At 70.9% G+C, this 14,398-nt stretch carries 13 protein-coding genes; 5 read left to right on the plus strand and 8 right to left on the minus strand.

Features of this window, described 5'->3' with window-relative positions:
- The first annotated feature begins 6 nt into the window (after positions 1-6).
- Both ACIBLC_RS00795 and ACIBLC_RS00800 read left to right on the plus strand, forming a co-directional pair.
- On the plus strand, positions 7-1,515 hold the full coding sequence (locus tag ACIBLC_RS00795; protein ID WP_399208416.1) for a 3' terminal RNA ribose 2'-O-methyltransferase Hen1: 1,509 nt from the start codon (positions 7-9) through the stop codon (positions 1,513-1,515).
- The gene (locus ACIBLC_RS00800; RefSeq protein ID WP_399208417.1) at positions 1,512-4,049 is read left to right on the plus strand and encodes a polynucleotide kinase-phosphatase; all 2,538 of its coding nucleotides are present in this window, start codon (positions 1,512-1,514) and stop codon (positions 4,047-4,049) included. Before ACIBLC_RS00795 ends, ACIBLC_RS00800 begins: the two co-directional genes overlap by 4 nt.
- Before the next feature lie 137 nt (positions 4,050-4,186).
- On the opposite strand, the gene ACIBLC_RS00805 is transcribed toward ACIBLC_RS00800, so the two are convergent.
- Positions 4,187-5,086, minus strand: coding sequence for a hypothetical protein (locus ACIBLC_RS00805; RefSeq protein WP_399208418.1), 900 nt, complete (start codon positions 5,084-5,086; stop codon positions 4,187-4,189).
- Positions 5,083-6,126 carry an SPFH domain-containing protein gene (locus tag ACIBLC_RS00810; protein WP_399208419.1) on the minus strand — a complete coding sequence of 348 codons (1,044 nt, stop codon included), beginning with the start codon at positions 6,124-6,126 and terminating at the stop codon, positions 5,083-5,085. The genes ACIBLC_RS00805 and ACIBLC_RS00810 overlap by 4 nt, the downstream gene beginning before the upstream one ends.
- Before the next feature lie 174 nt (positions 6,127-6,300).
- Between ACIBLC_RS00810 and ACIBLC_RS00815 the strand changes: the two genes are divergently transcribed.
- A complete protein-coding gene (locus ACIBLC_RS00815; RefSeq protein ID WP_399208420.1) occupies positions 6,301-7,524 on the plus strand; it encodes an arginine deiminase in 1,224 nt (407 codons plus the stop codon).
- 105 nt (positions 7,525-7,629) lie between these two features.
- Positions 7,630-8,637, plus strand: coding sequence for an ornithine carbamoyltransferase (gene argF / locus ACIBLC_RS00820; protein ID WP_399208421.1), 1,008 nt, complete (start codon positions 7,630-7,632; stop codon positions 8,635-8,637).
- Positions 8,638-8,733: 96 nt separating this feature from the next.
- Here argF and ACIBLC_RS00825 read toward each other — a convergent pair whose 3' ends face one another.
- The 6 genes from ACIBLC_RS00825 to ACIBLC_RS00850 all read right to left on the minus strand — a co-directional run bounded on the left by ACIBLC_RS00825 (position 8,734) and on the right by ACIBLC_RS00850 (position 13,569).
- A complete protein-coding gene (locus ACIBLC_RS00825; protein WP_399208422.1) occupies positions 8,734-9,192 on the minus strand; it encodes an ATP-binding protein in 459 nt (152 codons plus the stop codon).
- A 352-nt stretch (positions 9,193-9,544) separates the two neighbouring features.
- Entirely contained in the window at positions 9,545-10,786 is a 1,242-nt protein-coding gene (locus tag ACIBLC_RS00830; RefSeq protein WP_399208423.1) for a sulfate adenylyltransferase subunit 1, read from the minus strand.
- Between the two features lie 2 nt (positions 10,787-10,788).
- Positions 10,789-11,706, minus strand: coding sequence for a sulfate adenylyltransferase subunit CysD (gene cysD / locus ACIBLC_RS00835; protein WP_399209239.1), 918 nt, complete (start codon positions 11,704-11,706; stop codon positions 10,789-10,791).
- Entirely contained in the window at positions 11,706-12,257 is a 552-nt protein-coding gene (gene cysC / locus ACIBLC_RS00840) for an adenylyl-sulfate kinase (protein WP_399208424.1), read from the minus strand. Before cysC ends, cysD begins: the two co-directional genes overlap by 1 nt.
- A gap of 116 nt (positions 12,258-12,373) precedes the next feature.
- A complete protein-coding gene (locus tag ACIBLC_RS00845) occupies positions 12,374-13,249 on the minus strand; it encodes a PaaX family transcriptional regulator C-terminal domain-containing protein (RefSeq protein WP_399208425.1) in 876 nt (291 codons plus the stop codon).
- A 125-nt stretch (positions 13,250-13,374) separates the two neighbouring features.
- Positions 13,375-13,569 carry a DUF5999 family protein gene (locus tag ACIBLC_RS00850; protein WP_399208426.1) on the minus strand — a complete coding sequence of 65 codons (195 nt, stop codon included), beginning with the start codon at positions 13,567-13,569 and terminating at the stop codon, positions 13,375-13,377.
- A 275-nt stretch (positions 13,570-13,844) separates the two neighbouring features.
- On the opposite strand from ACIBLC_RS00850, the gene ACIBLC_RS00855 reads away from it, so the two are divergent.
- Positions 13,845-14,276, plus strand: coding sequence for a DUF6299 family protein (locus ACIBLC_RS00855; RefSeq protein WP_399208427.1), 432 nt, complete (start codon positions 13,845-13,847; stop codon positions 14,274-14,276).
- The last annotated feature ends 122 nt before the right edge of the window (positions 14,277-14,398 follow it).

Raw genomic sequence — 14,398 nt, forward strand, 5'->3', positions numbered from 1 at the left:
CCCACCGTGTTCCTGACGATCACCGCCACCGGCTCCCCGGAGCGCCCCGCGACCGACCTCGGCTACCTGCTGCACAAGCATCCCGACAACGCGCAGGCGTTCTCGACGTCCTACGGCACGGCGCACGTCGTCTACTCCGAGGCGTCCGTCGAGCGGTGCACGGCCGCGCTGCTCCTCGAGCTCGACACGGTCGCGATGGTCCGGCGCGGCAAGGGCAAGGGCCGCGGCGGCGCCCCCGACGCCGCGCTGGCGCAGTACGTCAACGACCGCCCGTACGCGGCTTCCTCGCTGCTCGCGGTCGCGCTGAGCGCGGTGTTCTCCAGCGCGATGAAGGGCCAGTGCAACGCCAGGCCCGACCTGCCCGCCCGGCCCCTCCCGCTCCGTGTCGAGGTGCCCGCGCTGCCCGCCCGCGGTGGTGCGGACCTCGTACGGGGACTGTTCGAGCCGCTGGGCTGGACGGTGACGGTCGAGGCCGTGCCGCTGGACGTGGAGTTCCCCGAGTGGGGCGACTCGCGGTACGTGCGCCTCGTACTGGAGTCGGCGCGGCTGACCCTGTCCGAGGCACTGCGTCACCTCTACGTCCTCCTCCCGGTGCTGGACGACGCCAAGCACTACTGGGTCTCCTCCGACGAGGTCGACAAGCTGCTGCGCGCGGGCGAGGGCTGGCTGCCTGACCACCCGGAGCAGCAGTTGATCACCAGCCGGTATCTCTCGCGGCGCTGGTCGCTGACGCGCGAGGCGATGGAGCGGCTGGAGCTCGTCCGGCTCGCCGAGGCCGACGACAGCGCGGTCGAGGAGATCGACAACGCGGTCGCCGAGGAGAGCGGTCCGGAGGAGGACACCGAGGAGGCCGCGGAGGACACGGCGGACAAGGCCGTGTCGCTCGCCGTCCAGCGGCGGGACGCGATCCTCGCCGCACTGCACACGTCCGGCTCGGCACGGGTGCTCGATCTCGGTTGCGGACAGGGCCAGTTGGTGCAGGCACTGCTCAAGGACACGCGGTTCGACGAGATCGTGGGTGTCGACGTGTCGATGCGCGCGCTCACCGTCGCCGCGCGGCGGCTCAAGCTGGACCGCATGGGCGAGCGGCAGGCCGCGCGCGTCAAGCTCGTCCAGGGATCGCTCGCGTACACCGACAAGAGACTCAAGGGATACGACGCCGCCGTGCTCAGCGAGGTCATCGAGCACCTCGACCTGCCGCGGCTGCCGGCCCTCGAGTACGCGGTGTTCGGCTCCGCGCGCCCGAGGACCGTGCTCGTGACCACACCGAACGTCGAGTACAACGTCCGCTGGGAGACCCTCGCGGCCGGTCACTCCCGGCACGGCGACCACCGCTTCGAGTGGACGCGCGAGGAGTTCCGGACCTGGGCGGGACGGGTGGCCCAACGGCACGGATACGACGTGGAGTTCACGCCCGTCGGCCCCGACGACCCGGAGGTGGGGCCGCCGACCCAGATGGCCACGTTCTCGATCCGCACAGCCAGGACGACCGCGAAGGAGGAGAAGGCGGCATGACCGACACCAAGGGGCGCGTCCTGCCCGTCACCGACCTCTCCCTCGTGGTCCTGGTCGGTGCGTCGGGATCGGGCAAGTCCACCTTCGCCCGCAGGCACTTCAAGCCGACCGAGATCATCTCCAGCGACTTCTGCCGCGGCCTCGTGGCCGACGACGAGAACGACCAGAGCGCCAGCGGCGACGCCTTCGACGTGCTGCACTACATCGCGGGCAAACGCCTCGCGGCCGGCCGCCGTACGGTCGTCGACGCGACGAACGTGCAGCAGGAGAGCCGCAAGCAGCTCATCGAACTCGCCAGGCAGTACGACGTGCTGCCCATCGCCATCGTGCTCGACGTGCCCGAGGAGGTCTGCGCCGAGCGCAACGCCACGCGCGTCGACCGCGCCGACATGCCGCGCCGCGTCATCCAGCGCCACACCCGCGAACTCCGCCGCTCCCTGCGCCACTTGGAGCGGGAGGGATTCCGGAAGGTGCACGTCCTGCGGGGCGTCGAGGAGGCCGAGAGCGCCGAGATCCGCACGGAGAAGCGGTACAACGACCTCACCCACCTCACCGGGCCCTTCGACATCATCGGCGACATCCACGGCTGCGCCTCGGAGCTGGAGACGCTGCTCGGCAGGCTCGGCTACGTCGACGGGGTGCACGCGCGGGGACGTACGGCCGTCTTCGTCGGCGACCTCGTCGACCGCGGCCCGGACACCCCTGGCGTGCTGCGCCGCGTGATGTCCATGGTCGGATCCGGCAACGCCCTGTGCGTGCCCGGCAACCACGAGAACAAGCTCGGCCGTCACCTCAGGGGCCGCCAGGTCCAGCACACCCACGGACTCGCCGAGACCATCGAGCAGTTGGCGGGGGAGAGCGACGAATTCAGTGCGGAGGTGCGGGAGTTCGTCGACGGGCTGGTCAGTCACTACGTCCTGGACGGCGGGCGGCTCGTCGTCTGCCACGCGGGTCTGCCCGAGAAGTACCACGGCCGTACGTCGGGCCGGGTCCGCTCGCACGCCCTGTACGGGGACACCACCGGCGAGACGGACGAGTTCGGGCTGCCGGTGCGCTACCCGTGGGCGGAGGACTACCGGGGCCGGGCTGCCGTGGTGTACGGCCACACACCCGTCCCCACGGCAACCTGGCTCAACAACACCATCTGCCTGGACACCGGTGCCGTCTTCGGCGGCAAGCTCACCGCGCTGCGCTGGCCGGAGCGCGAGCTCGTCGACGTACCGGCGGAGCGGGTCTGGTACGAGCCGGCCAAGCCGCTCGCCTCCGAGGGGCCCGGCGGGCACGAGGGGCGCCCGCTCGACCTCGCTGACGTGCACGGCCGGCGGGTCGTCGAGACACGGCACGCGGGCCGGGTGTCTGTCCGTGAGGAGAACGCGGCCGCGGCCCTGGAGGTCATGAGCCGCTTCGCCGTCGACCCGCGGCTGCTGCCGTACCTGCCGCCGACGATGGCGCCGACCGCGACCTCGCACATCGAGAGTTACCTGGAGCACCCGGCCGAGGCCTTCGCGCAGTACAGGGAGGACGGGGTCGCGCGGGTCGTGTGCGAGGAGAAGCACATGGGGTCGCGGGCGGTGGTGCTGGTGTGCCGGGACGCGGAGGCCGCACGGGAGCGGTTCGGCGTGGACGGCCCCACCGGCGCGCTGTACACGCGTACCGGGCGTCCCTTCTTCGATTCCGCCGAGGTGACGGAGGAGATCCTCGGCCGGGTGCGGGCGGCTGCGGACGCGGCGGGGCTCTGGGCGTCGCTGGAGACCGACTGGGTGCTGCTCGACGCCGAGTTGATGCCGTGGTCGCTGAAGGCGTCCGGGCTGCTGCGGACGCAGTACGCCGCTGTGGGCGCCGCGTCCGGGGCGGTGTTCCCCGGGGCGCTGGCCGCGCTCGAGGGGGCGGCCGCGCGCGGTGTCGACGTGCGGGAACTGCTGGGCAGGCAGCGGGAGCGGGCCGCCGACGCGGCGGCGTTCACCGACGCCTACCGGCGGTACTGCTGGACCACCGACGGCCTGGAGGGTGTGCGGCTCGCGCCCTTCCAGATCCTCGCCGTGCAGGGGCGCAGCCTGGCCGCCCTCCCGCACGACGAGCAGCTCGGCCTGATCGACCGGCTTGTCGAGCACGACGGGAGCGCGCTGTTGCAGACGACCCGGCGGCTGTTCGTGGACACGGCGGATGCCGAGTCCGTGCGGGCCGGCGTCGACTGGTGGCTGGAGATGACCGGGCGCGGGGGTGAGGGCATGGTCGTCAAGCCGCTCGGCGCGCTGGTGCGTGGCGAGAAGGGACGGCTGGTGCAGCCCGGCATCAAGTGCCGGGGGCGGGAGTACCTGCGGATCATCTACGGTCCCGAGTACACCCGGCCGGAGAACCTCGCCCGGCTGCGTGGCCGTTTCCTCAACCACAAGCGGTCGCTCGCGATCCGGGAGTACGCCCTGGGGCTGGAGGCCCTGGACCGGCTCGCGGAGGGCGAGCCGCTGTGGCGGGTCCACGAGGCGGTGTTCGGGGTGCTGGCGCTGGAGTCGGAGCCGGTGGATCCGCGGCTGTAGGGGTTTTTCGCCCCCTCCGCCCCTACCCGTCCCTTGTTCCTGGGGCTCCGCCCCAGACCCCGCTCCTCAAACGCCGGAGGGCTGAAATTCTTCAGCCCTCCGGCGTTTGAGGACGAGGCCGTCCAAGGCGAAGAACCTCACCCCACCAACCGCAACCGCACCGCCGCCACCCCCACCCGCACGGTCTGCCCCCAGACCAGCTCCACCGCATCGCCCTCCATCCCGTCCCCGAAGGCGATGAGCCGATCCGACTCCACGGTGAGCTGAAGCCGCGCCCCCACGGCGAGATGCCCGGCCACCAGCGAGGTCCCGGTGACCGGGGAGGGCCACGCCTCCCGTACGAACCACAGCAACCGCTCCTCCGTGGCCCCGGGCAGCACCAGCCCCGCACCCCGCTCCTGCCACACGGACCGGAGCCACCCACTAGCCCCGGTCCCCGTGCCCACGAGGACCCCGGACGAGGCCTGGGGCTCGACGACACCCCTGTCGTCGTCGAGCCCCAAGCGGTACCGGACGGTCTGGTGTCCGGCCGCCCCGAGATAGATCTCGTTCAGCGCCAGCAGCCGCTGGGTGTCGTCGGCCACGGCCTCGACCATGGTGAGTTCGTCGACCGCCCCGCCCCTGGCGACCGCCGAGGCGATCAACGCGCCCGCGTCGCCGGCCCGATGCCGCACCAGCACTCCCGGATTGCGCCCGGGATCGGTGTCGATCCCGACAACGGGCTGCCCCGCCAGGTACTTGGCGACGTTGGCGACAAGACCGTCCTGCCCGACGACGACCACGACGTCCTCGGGTGCGAACAGGAAGCGGTCCAAGTCGGCGCGCTCAACACGAGCCTGACGCCACGTCAGAGGAATGTCGGCGGCGATCTCGGCCAATGCCCGCCGCGTGCGGTGGCTCCGCTCCGCAACCTCGGCGATGTCCCGCCCCCGGGAGGCGAGAAAGAACGCCGCCTGTCCGTGCGTGCCGTGCCGGGCCACCAACTCCTCGTACTCCGTGGTGCGGTGGACCAGCACGACTCGTGGCGCGAGGCTCACGCCGAACCCTCCGAGGTCCCGTCCAGCCGGGAGAGCAGCCCCGTCAGGACGTCCGGCGACACGGTGACGCTGTCGATCCGCGGCAGGTTCTCGGCGAGCCGCGTGCCCGTGAGGGCGTGCAGGGTGGCGACGTCGACGTCCGCGTGGACCCGCAGCCAGGCGGCCTGCGCCTCGGCCCGGGCCGCGCCGAGCCCACGCGCGGCCTCCGCCTCGGCCTTGGCGAGCCGCACGGCACGGGTGGCCTCCGCGTCCGCGAGGCGTACCGTCCGCGACGCCTCCGCCGTGGCGCGCACCGCGTCGGCCGCCGCGTGTTCCTCCGCCTCGCGCCGCGCGTTCGTGCCGCGCTGGTCGACCAACTGCTCCTCGCGCCGGGCGAGTTCGATCTGGCTGGCGAGTTCGTTCTCGGCGATGGCGCGCTCCCGCTCGACCGCGACGGCACGGCGTTCGTACGTCGCCTTGTCCGCGTCCTGCTGGATCTGCTCGCGCGCGGGAGTACGCAGGGCCCGCTCCACCTCGGGCTCGGGGCGCAGCGCGACGACCCGTACGGCGACGACCTCGATCCCCGTCGCGGGCAACCGGGGTTCCGCGTCGAGCCCACCCGCGATCCGTTCCCGTACCGCCGCGACCCCGTCCATGAGGGCGGCGGCCAGTGACGTACGGGCCAGCACGTCCAGCGCGTGCTGCTGAGCCGTCTCCGTCAGCAGTGACCCGAGCTGTTCGAGGGGTGCGCCGCGCCAGGCGCCCGTGTCGGGGTCGATGGAGAAGTCCAGGCGGGCGGCGGCGATCGCGGGGTCGCTGACGCGGTAGGTGACGGTCGCCTGCACCGCGACGTCCTGGAAGTCGGACGTACGGGCGTGGAAGGTCATCGCCAACTCACGGTCGTCGACCGGCACTTCGGAGAGCGCGGCGGTCAGGGACCGGTACCAGAAGCTGAGCCCGGGACCGTCGTGCACCAACTGGCCCGACCGGTGGTGCCGGACATGGGCGGTCGGCGCTCCCCGCAGATGGCGCCAGCCGAGACGGCGGGTGATGTCGGCCATGGGTAACCCCCTCGTCGTCGCGGCCCGGAGGCCGGGACGACCCTCGTCGGTCGTTTTCGTCAACACGACGATAACGCGGAAGGCGGCTTATCGTCAAGAGGACGAAATCAAACGACGTGGGCTGCTCGGCCCGATCGGTGGGTGAACACGCGTCCGGATGGTCAGGATGGAGACATGGGATTCCAAGTCGACTCCGAGGCCGGGCGGCTCCGCCGCGTCATCCTGCACCGGCCGGATCTAGAGCTCAAAAGGCTCACCCCCAGCAACAAGGACGCTCTGCTCTTCGACGACGTGCTCTGGGTGCGCCGGGCGCGCGCCGAGCACGACGGGTTCGCGGACGTGCTGCGCGACCGCGGGGTAGCCGTCCATCTCTTCGGTGATCTGCTGACCGAGGCCCTGGAGATCCCGGCGGCCCGATCGCTCGTCCTGGACCGGGTCTTCGACGAGAAGGAGTACGGACCGCTCGCCACCGACCACCTCAGAGCCTCCTTCGAGGCCCTGCCCGCCCCTGAGCTGGCCGCCGCGCTGGTCGGCGGCATGACCAAGAGGGAGTATCTGGACGCCCACCTGGAGCCGACCTCCGTTCGCTTCCACGTGATGGACCTCGACGACTTCCTGCTCGGCCCGCTCCCCAACCACCTCTTCACCCGGGACACCTCCGCCTGGATCTACGACGGGGTCTCCATCAACGCCATGCGCTGGCCGGCGCGGCAGCGCGAGACCGTGCACTTCGAGGCGATCTACCGGCACCACCCGCTGTTCCGCGACGAGACCTTCGGCCTCTGGTCGCAGGGGCAGGCGGACTACCCCTCCACCATCGAGGGCGGTGACGTGCTGGTCATCGGCAACGGCGCGGTGCTCATCGGTATGAGCGAGCGGACCACGCCGCAGGCCGTCGAGATGCTCGCGCACAAGCTGTTCGAGGCTGGGTCCGCGAGCACCATCGTGGCGCTCGACATGCCCAAGCGGCGGGCCTTCATGCACCTCGACACCGTGATGACGATGGTCGACGGCGACACCTTCACGCAGTACGCGGGCCTCGGCATGCTCCGCTCGTACACGATCGAGCCGGGTGTGGGGGACAAGGAACTGAAGGTCACCGACCATCCTCCGGAGCACATGCACCGCGCGATCGCCGGGGCGCTGGGCCTGAGCCGGATCCGTGTCCTCACCCCCACCCAGGACGTGCACGCGGCCGAGCGCGAGCAGTGGGACGACGGCTGCAACGTCCTCGCCGTCGAGCCGGGGATCGTGGTCGCGTACGAGCGGAACGCGACCACCAACACGCATCTGCGCAAGCAGGGCATCGAGGTGATCGAGATTCCGGGGAGTGAGCTTGGGCGCGGGAGGGGCGGACCGCGCTGTATGAGCTGCCCGGTCGAACGAGAGGCCGTATAGAGGTCCGCACCGCTGGAGATCCTCGGCGCCGTATATAAATGCCAATCATCGTATAGAATTTCAAAGTCCTTCCGTCTTCACCCCTTGTAATCCTGGAGCGCTTCCATGGCGACAGCCCCGACCGCCCTCACCGGCCGCCACTTCCTCAAGGAGCTGGACTTCACGGAAGAGGAGTTCCGCGGGCTGATCGAGCTGTCCGCCGAGCTGAAGGCGGCCAAGAAGGCCGGGGCCGAGACCCAGCACCTGCGGGGCAGGAACATCGCGTTGATCTTCGAGAAGACCTCGACGCGCACGCGCTGCGCGTTCGAGGTCGCGGCGGCGGACCAGGGCGCCTCGACGACGTATCTCGATCCGTCCGGTTCGCAGATGGGGCACAAGGAGTCGGTGAAGGACACCGCGCGGGTACTCGGTCGGATGTTCGACGCGATCGAGTACCGGGGGGACAGCCAGGCCGCCGTCGAGGAGCTCGCCGCCCATGCCGGTGTGCCCGTCTACAACGGTCTGACCGACGACTGGCACCCCACCCAGATGCTCGCCGACGTGCTCACGATGACGGAGCACAGCGACAAGCCGCTGGGTGGGATCGCCTTCGCCTACCTCGGCGACGCCCGCTTCAACATGGGCAACTCGTACCTGATCACCGGCGCGCTGCTCGGCATGGACGTCCGCGTCGTCGCCCCGCGCGCGTACTGGCCCGCCGACGAGATCGTCGACCGGGCCCGCGAGCTCGCCGGGAGAAGCGGCGGCCGCGTCACGCTCACCGAGGACGTCCCCGAGGGCGTCCGGGGCGCCGACTTCGTCGCCACCGACGTCTGGGTCTCCATGGGCGAGCCGAAGGAGGTGTGGGACGAACGGATCGACGCGCTGTCCCCGTACGCCGTGACGATGGACGTGCTGCGCGCCACCGGCAACCCCGACGTCAAGTTCCTGCACTGCCTGCCGGCCTTCCACGACCTGGGGACGAGGGTCGGGCGGGAGATCCTCGAGCGCCACGGTCTCGAGTCGCTGGAGGTCACCGACGAGGTCTTCGAGTCGGCGCACTCGGTCGTCTTCGACGAGGCCGAGAACCGGCTGCACACGATCAAGGCGGTCCTGGTGGCGACTCTCGCCTGAGCGTCGTACGGCGGGTTTCTGGTCGTGATGCCCGCTGATCGGTCGTATGCCGGGTTTCTGGTCGCGACGCCGGCCTGAGAGGTCGTACGCCGGGGGCTACGCGGGTCGCCGCTGCGGCGGTACGACGGGCAGCCTGAACCAGACCGCCTTGCCGGAGCCGGTGGGACGGTGGCCGCAGGACGAGCTGAGGGTGCGGATCAGCAGCAGGCCGCGCCCGTGCTCCTGCCAGGGGTCGGGCTCGCGGGCCGGGTCGGGGACCGTGAGATCGCCGGGCGGCGCGGGGTCCGGGTCGTGCACCTCGACCTTGCAGCCGGTCGGGACCAGTTCCACGACCAGCTCTATGGGGCCGTTCCCCGCGGTGTGCTCCACGGCGTTGGCCACCAGCTCCGCGGTGAGCAGCTCGGCGGTGTCGCTGTCGGCCGCGTGCTCCAGCTCGGCCAGTGCGGTGCGGACCAGCGCACGGGCGACGGGCACTGCCGCGGCGGTGTGCGGCAGTGCGATCCGCCAGGAGGCGGAGGCGAAGGCGGGAGTGTCGGGCAAGGCGGGTCCGTTCATGGAGCAGGATGTCCTGCTTTCAACTTTAGAGATGGTACGACCTGACCGGACAGAGGCGCCCGGCGGGCCTATTCCGGGACTTTCGGCCCGGCATCAGGCTGTGTACCCAGGTGAACGGCCGGCCTCCCACGCGCGGCTCCCGCCGTTACGGGGCTATCGACGATCCGTGACTCCATGACGGGTCTGTCGTGCATCTATGGCGCGCCCGTGACGGCAGTGACAGGCGGGGCATAGGTTCACGAGGTAGCTTCAGCCCGACATCGAGGCGGCCGGACGCACGGACGCCCCCGTGCACACCGGCTCACACCGGGTGCCCAGGGGCGTCGGACGCTCTTCTACGTCGGATGCTCCTCTACGAGGAGAGCTCGGCCATTCCCGCCGTCAGGGTCGAGCCGTCCGCCGGGTCGATAAGGAGGAACGCGCCGGTGCGGCGTACGTCGGCGTAGTCGTCCAGCGCGAGCGGCTCGGCGGTACGCAGGGTGATCGTGCCGAGGTCGTTCGCGGTCAGCTCCGCCGCGTCGCCCAGGTCCCTGACGATCGCCTTCACGGTCCGCGTCGTGTGCCTGACGAGGACCCGGTCGCCGACGCGCAGCGCCCGGTCGGCCAGATGGCAGACGGACCCCCGTACGTCCTGCGTGAGCGCGGGCGCGTCCGGTCCCGCCGTGATCATGTCCCCGCGCGAGATGTCGCGCTGGTCGGCCAGCCGCAGGGCCAGCGACTGGGGCGCGTACGCGAAGTCCGCTTCCCTCCCGAGTACGTCGATGCCGGTGATCTCCGAGTTCTCGCCGGACGGGTGGACCGTCACCCGGTCGCCGACCCGCAGCGTGCCGGACACCAACTGGCCCGCGTAGTGGCGGGTTTCGTCGTGCCGGATCACGTACTGCACCGGGAAGCGCGCCGGGGCGGACGCGGGGTCGGAGCCGACCGGCACGGTCTCCAGGAACTCCAGGAGCGCCGGCCCCTCGTACCAGTCCATGTGCGCCGAACGCTCCACCACGTTGTCGCCGCACAGCGCGGACACCGGGACGGGCGTGAAGCCGGGCAGGCCCAACTCGGCCGCGTGGCCCGCGAAGTCCTCGACGATGCGGTCGAAGTCCTTCTCGTCGTACCCCACGAGGTCCATCTTGTTGACGGCGAGGACGACGTGCGGGACGCGCAGGAGGGCGGCGACTGCGGCGTGCCGGCGGGTCTGCTCCACCACCCCGAGCCGCGCGTCGACCAGGACGACGCCCAGGTCGGCGGTGGAGGCGCCGGTGACCATGTTGCGGGTGTACTGCACGTGTCCGGGGGTGTCGGCGAGGATGAAGCGGCGTCGGGGGGTGGCGAAGTAGCGGTAGGCGACGTCGATGGTGATGCCCTGTTCGCGTTCGGCGCGGAGGCCGTCGGTGAGGAGGGCGAGGTCGGGGGTGTCCTGGCCGCGGCTCTGCGAAACGCGCTCCACGGCTTCCAACTGGTCGGCCAGGACGGACTTCGAGTCGTGCAGCAGACGTCCTACGAGGGTCGACTTGCCGTCGTCGACGGAACCGGCCGTCGCGAACCGCAGCGTGTCGATGGTGAGGGGTGCGCCGACCATGGCGGAGGTGGTGCTGGTCATGGTTAGAAGTACCCCTCGCGTTTGCGGTCTTCCATCGCGGCCTCGGACATTTTGTCGTCGGCGCGGGTGGCGCCGCGTTCGGTGAGGCGGGAGGCGGCGATCTCGGTGATGACGGCGTCGAGGGTGGTGGCGTGGGAGTCGACGGCGCCGGTGCAGGACATGTCGCCGACGGTGCGGTAGCGGACGAGTCGTTTCTCGATGGTTTCGTTGTCGCGGGGGCCGCCCCATTCCCCTGCGGTGAGCCACATGTTGGAGCGTTGGAAGACTTCGCGTTCGTGGGCGAAGTAGATGTCGGGGAGTTCGATGTGTTCGCGGGCGATGTACTGCCAGACGTCGAGTTCGGTCCAGTTGGAGAGGGGGAAGACGCGGACGTGTTCGCCGGGTGCGTGGCGGCCGTTGTAGAGCTGCCAGAGTTCGGGGCGTTGGCGGCGGGGGTCCCATTGGGAGAATTCGTCGCGGAGGGAGAAGACGCGTTCTTTGGCGCGGGCTTTCTCTTCGTCGCGGCGTCCGCCGCCGAAGACGGCGTCGAAGTGTTCGGCCTGGATTTTTTCGGTGAGTGGCAGGGTCTGGAGGGGGTTGCGGGTGCCGTCGGGTCGTTCGCGCAGGATGCCGCGGTCGATGTAGTCCTGGACGGAGGCGATGTGGAGGCGCAGTCCGTGGCGGGCGATGACGCGGTCGCGGTAGGCGAGGACTTCGGGGAAGTTGTGGCCGGTGTCCACGTGCAGGAGGGTGAAGGGGATGGTGGCGGGGGCGAAGGCTTTGAGGGCGAGGTGGAGCATGACGATGGAGTCCTTGCCGCCGGAGAAGAGGATCACCGGTCGTTCGAACTCGCCCGCGACCTCGCGGAAGATGTGCACCGCCTCGGACTCCAACGCGTCCAGATGCGAGATCGTGCGGGACCGTTCGGCCGTCGCGGAAATCACAGGAGCCCCCTCGCCGCGAGCACCGCGTGCACCGAGGCCGCGCACTCCTCCGGAGTCCGCGCGTGCGTCTCCAGCGTGAGAGCCGGGTCGCTCGGCGGCTCGTAGGGATCGTCGACACCGGTCAGCCCGCTGATCTCGCCCGCGGCCTGCTGGGCGTACAGCCCCTTCACATCGCGCTCGCCGCACACCTCGACCGGGGTGGCTACATGCACCTCGACGTACGGCGTCCCGCTCGCCTCGTGCCGCTTGCGGACGGCCTCGCGGCTGTCGGCGTACGGCGCGATGACGGGGACGACGGCGAGGACCCCGTTGCGCGCGAGCACCTCGGCGACCAGACCGATGCGCTGCACGTTCGTGTGGCGGTCCGCACGGGAGAAGCCGAGGCCCGAGGAGAGGAAACGTCTGATCTCGTCACCGTCGAGGACCTCCACGCGGTGCCCCTCGGCTCTCAGACGGGCGCTCAGAACGCCGGCGATGGTCGTCTTGCCCGCGCTCGGCAGACCCGTGAGCCAGACGGTGGCTCCCTGAGCCCTTGCCGTGGTGGTCATACGTGCGGTCCTCTTCCTGTCCTGGCGTCGTGCGGCTCACGACGCTAGGTAAGAAACATGAGAAGAGGGACGGAGGAGGCTGAGCGTTCCCTTAGTGACCGATGATGTAACTGAGGTCACACCTCGCGCGGGCTCCCGGGCCCCTCCGGCCGGCCCGGGCCCGGTTCCCCGGCCCGCTCGGGTACGTCGGCGAAGGCCGCCCCCGCGTCCCGCAGCCGCTCGTGCAGTGTGCGGAAGACGGCGGCCGAGCGGACGCCCGGCCAGTCCTGAGGGAGCAGTGCGGCGGGCAACCCCGGGTCGGCGTAAGGGAGATGGCGCCAGGAGTCCAGGGCGAGCAGATAGTCGCGGTAGGCCTCCTCCGGAGGGGTGTCCGCACGCCGCTCCCAGTTGTGCAGCACGTGCGCGTGCTCGTCGAGGAACTCCTCGTGCTGCTTGGCGATCGAGGCCAGGTCCCACCAGCGTGCCACCGCGTCCGCCGTCGCGGCGAAACCCAGATGCTCCCCGCGGAACAGGTCCACGTACGTGTCGAGCCGCAACCGCTCCAGCGTGTGCCGCGCCTCCTCGTAGAGCCGCGCGGGGGCCAGCCACACTCCGGGGGCCGCCGTGCCGAAGCCCAGGCCGGCGAGCCGCGAGCGCAGCACGTGCCGCTTCTGCCGCTCGGACTCGGGGACGGAGAAGACGGCGAGCACCCAGCCGTCGTCCGGGGGCGAAACCGCCGCGTACACCCGGCGGTCGCCGTCGTCGAGCAGCTGTCGGGCGTCCGGCGACAGCGCGTATCCGGCCGCACCCGCCTCCGTACGCACCGGTTCCAGCAGGCCGCGACGCTTGAGCCGGGACACCGACGACCGTACGGAGGGTGCGTCCACGCCGACCGCGGCGAGGAGCCGGATCAACTCGGACACCGGCACGGGGCCGGGTGCGAAACGGCCGTACGCGCCGTAGAACGTGACGATGAGGGACCGGGGGGCGTGCTGCTCTGACACGTTGATCACTCTAGTCCGCGAAGATCACTTGGGATCGCCGCAGGTGGACCCGGTCCGGTCCGGCGGTCTCGCGGAACTGCCCGGTGCCTGGGCCCTGTCGGGCCGGGACGGGCCCGGGATGCGCCCGGAACCGCTCAGGCGGCGACGGCCAGCTGTCCGGCGAACGCACGGCGGGGAGCGATCACGCTGCCGTCGGGGTGCAGTTCACCGGTGTCGTCGAAGACGATCGCGCCGTCGCACAGGAGGTTCCAGCCCTGCTCGGGGTGGGCCGCCACGATGTGCTGGGCGTTGCCGTCCGCGGACGGGGACGAAGGCTGGTGGGAACACATGGCGCACCTCCACGTCGTATGCGATGAGTGCCGACGGCGTCGTCACCGTCCTCGCATACCTAGACCATGCTCGCGCGGCGAACTCATCGGAACAGCCGGTCGTGAAGCGTGACAACACGCGGACAACACTTGGACGTCCCCATGACGGACGGTGCCGAGTCGCCACCAAAGGGGTGATGATCCACCGCCGTCGGGGTGCCGGACGCCGCCCCCGGGGCCCAGGACCGGTACCTGTGGAGCGCCCTCTTCCAGGCCCCGTTCCAGGAGGTAACCCCATGTCCGTACGCCAGGCCCTCGGCGCGGCCACCGCCGCCGCGCTGCTCCTGCTCCTCGCCCCGTCCGCCGACGCCCTGTCAGGACCGTACGACCAGGTGACCGTCGACCCGACCGGTCACGTAGGGGCCGACGGAACCGTCAGTCTCTCGGGCACCTACCGCTGCCTGAGCGCCACCGGACCCGTGTTCGTGTCCTCCTCGGTCTCGCAGGGCGACCCCCGGGTGCGCCACGGCATCGGCGGCACCTCGGCGGTCTGCGACGGCGCGGTGCACCGCTGGACCAACTCGGAGAAGCGCGAGCCCGGCACCCTCACCCCGGGCGCCGCCCACGTCGAGGCCACCCTGATGGAACTGCGCCCGGGCGGGGGCGGTTTGCCGCTGCCGGCCTTCCACGCGCAGCGGCAGCAGGACATCTCCCTCACCGAGAACTGAGCGCGGTCCAGGTGCCGCGGGGCCGACGAGCGGTGCGGCGGAGGCGTCTGCCGTGCCGCTCGACGGCTACCGGTCCGGACCCTCAACTGCCGTAGTTTGACGGATATTTCCGGAGGACGCCT

This window comes from Streptomyces sp. NPDC050535, assembly GCF_044457665.1.
In the GTDB taxonomy this organism is placed as follows: Bacteria; Actinomycetota; Actinomycetes; order Streptomycetales; family Streptomycetaceae; genus Streptomyces.

Bases quoted from the DNA above. Each gene is read 5' to 3' on its own strand.
- ACIBLC_RS00800 (WP_399208417.1), top strand. From the start codon at position 1,512: ATGACCGACACCAAGGGGCGCGTCCTGCCCGTCACCGACCTCTCCCTC.
- ACIBLC_RS00810 (WP_399208419.1), bottom strand. From the start codon at position 6,126: ATGGCCGACATCACCCGCCGTCTCGGCTGGCGCCATCTGCGGGGAGCG.
- ACIBLC_RS00815 (WP_399208420.1), top strand. From the start codon at position 6,301: ATGGGATTCCAAGTCGACTCCGAGGCCGGGCGGCTCCGCCGCGTCATC.
- argF (WP_399208421.1), top strand. From the start codon at position 7,630: ATGGCGACAGCCCCGACCGCCCTCACCGGCCGCCACTTCCTCAAGGAG.
- ACIBLC_RS00825 (WP_399208422.1), bottom strand. From the start codon at position 9,192: ATGAACGGACCCGCCTTGCCCGACACTCCCGCCTTCGCCTCCGCCTCC.
- ACIBLC_RS00830 (WP_399208423.1), bottom strand. From the start codon at position 10,786: ATGACCAGCACCACCTCCGCCATGGTCGGCGCACCCCTCACCATCGAC.
- cysC (WP_399208424.1), bottom strand. From the start codon at position 12,257: ATGACCACCACGGCAAGGGCTCAGGGAGCCACCGTCTGGCTCACGGGT.
- ACIBLC_RS00850 (WP_399208426.1), bottom strand. From the start codon at position 13,569: ATGTGTTCCCACCAGCCTTCGTCCCCGTCCGCGGACGGCAACGCCCAG.
- ACIBLC_RS00855 (WP_399208427.1), top strand. From the start codon at position 13,845: ATGTCCGTACGCCAGGCCCTCGGCGCGGCCACCGCCGCCGCGCTGCTC.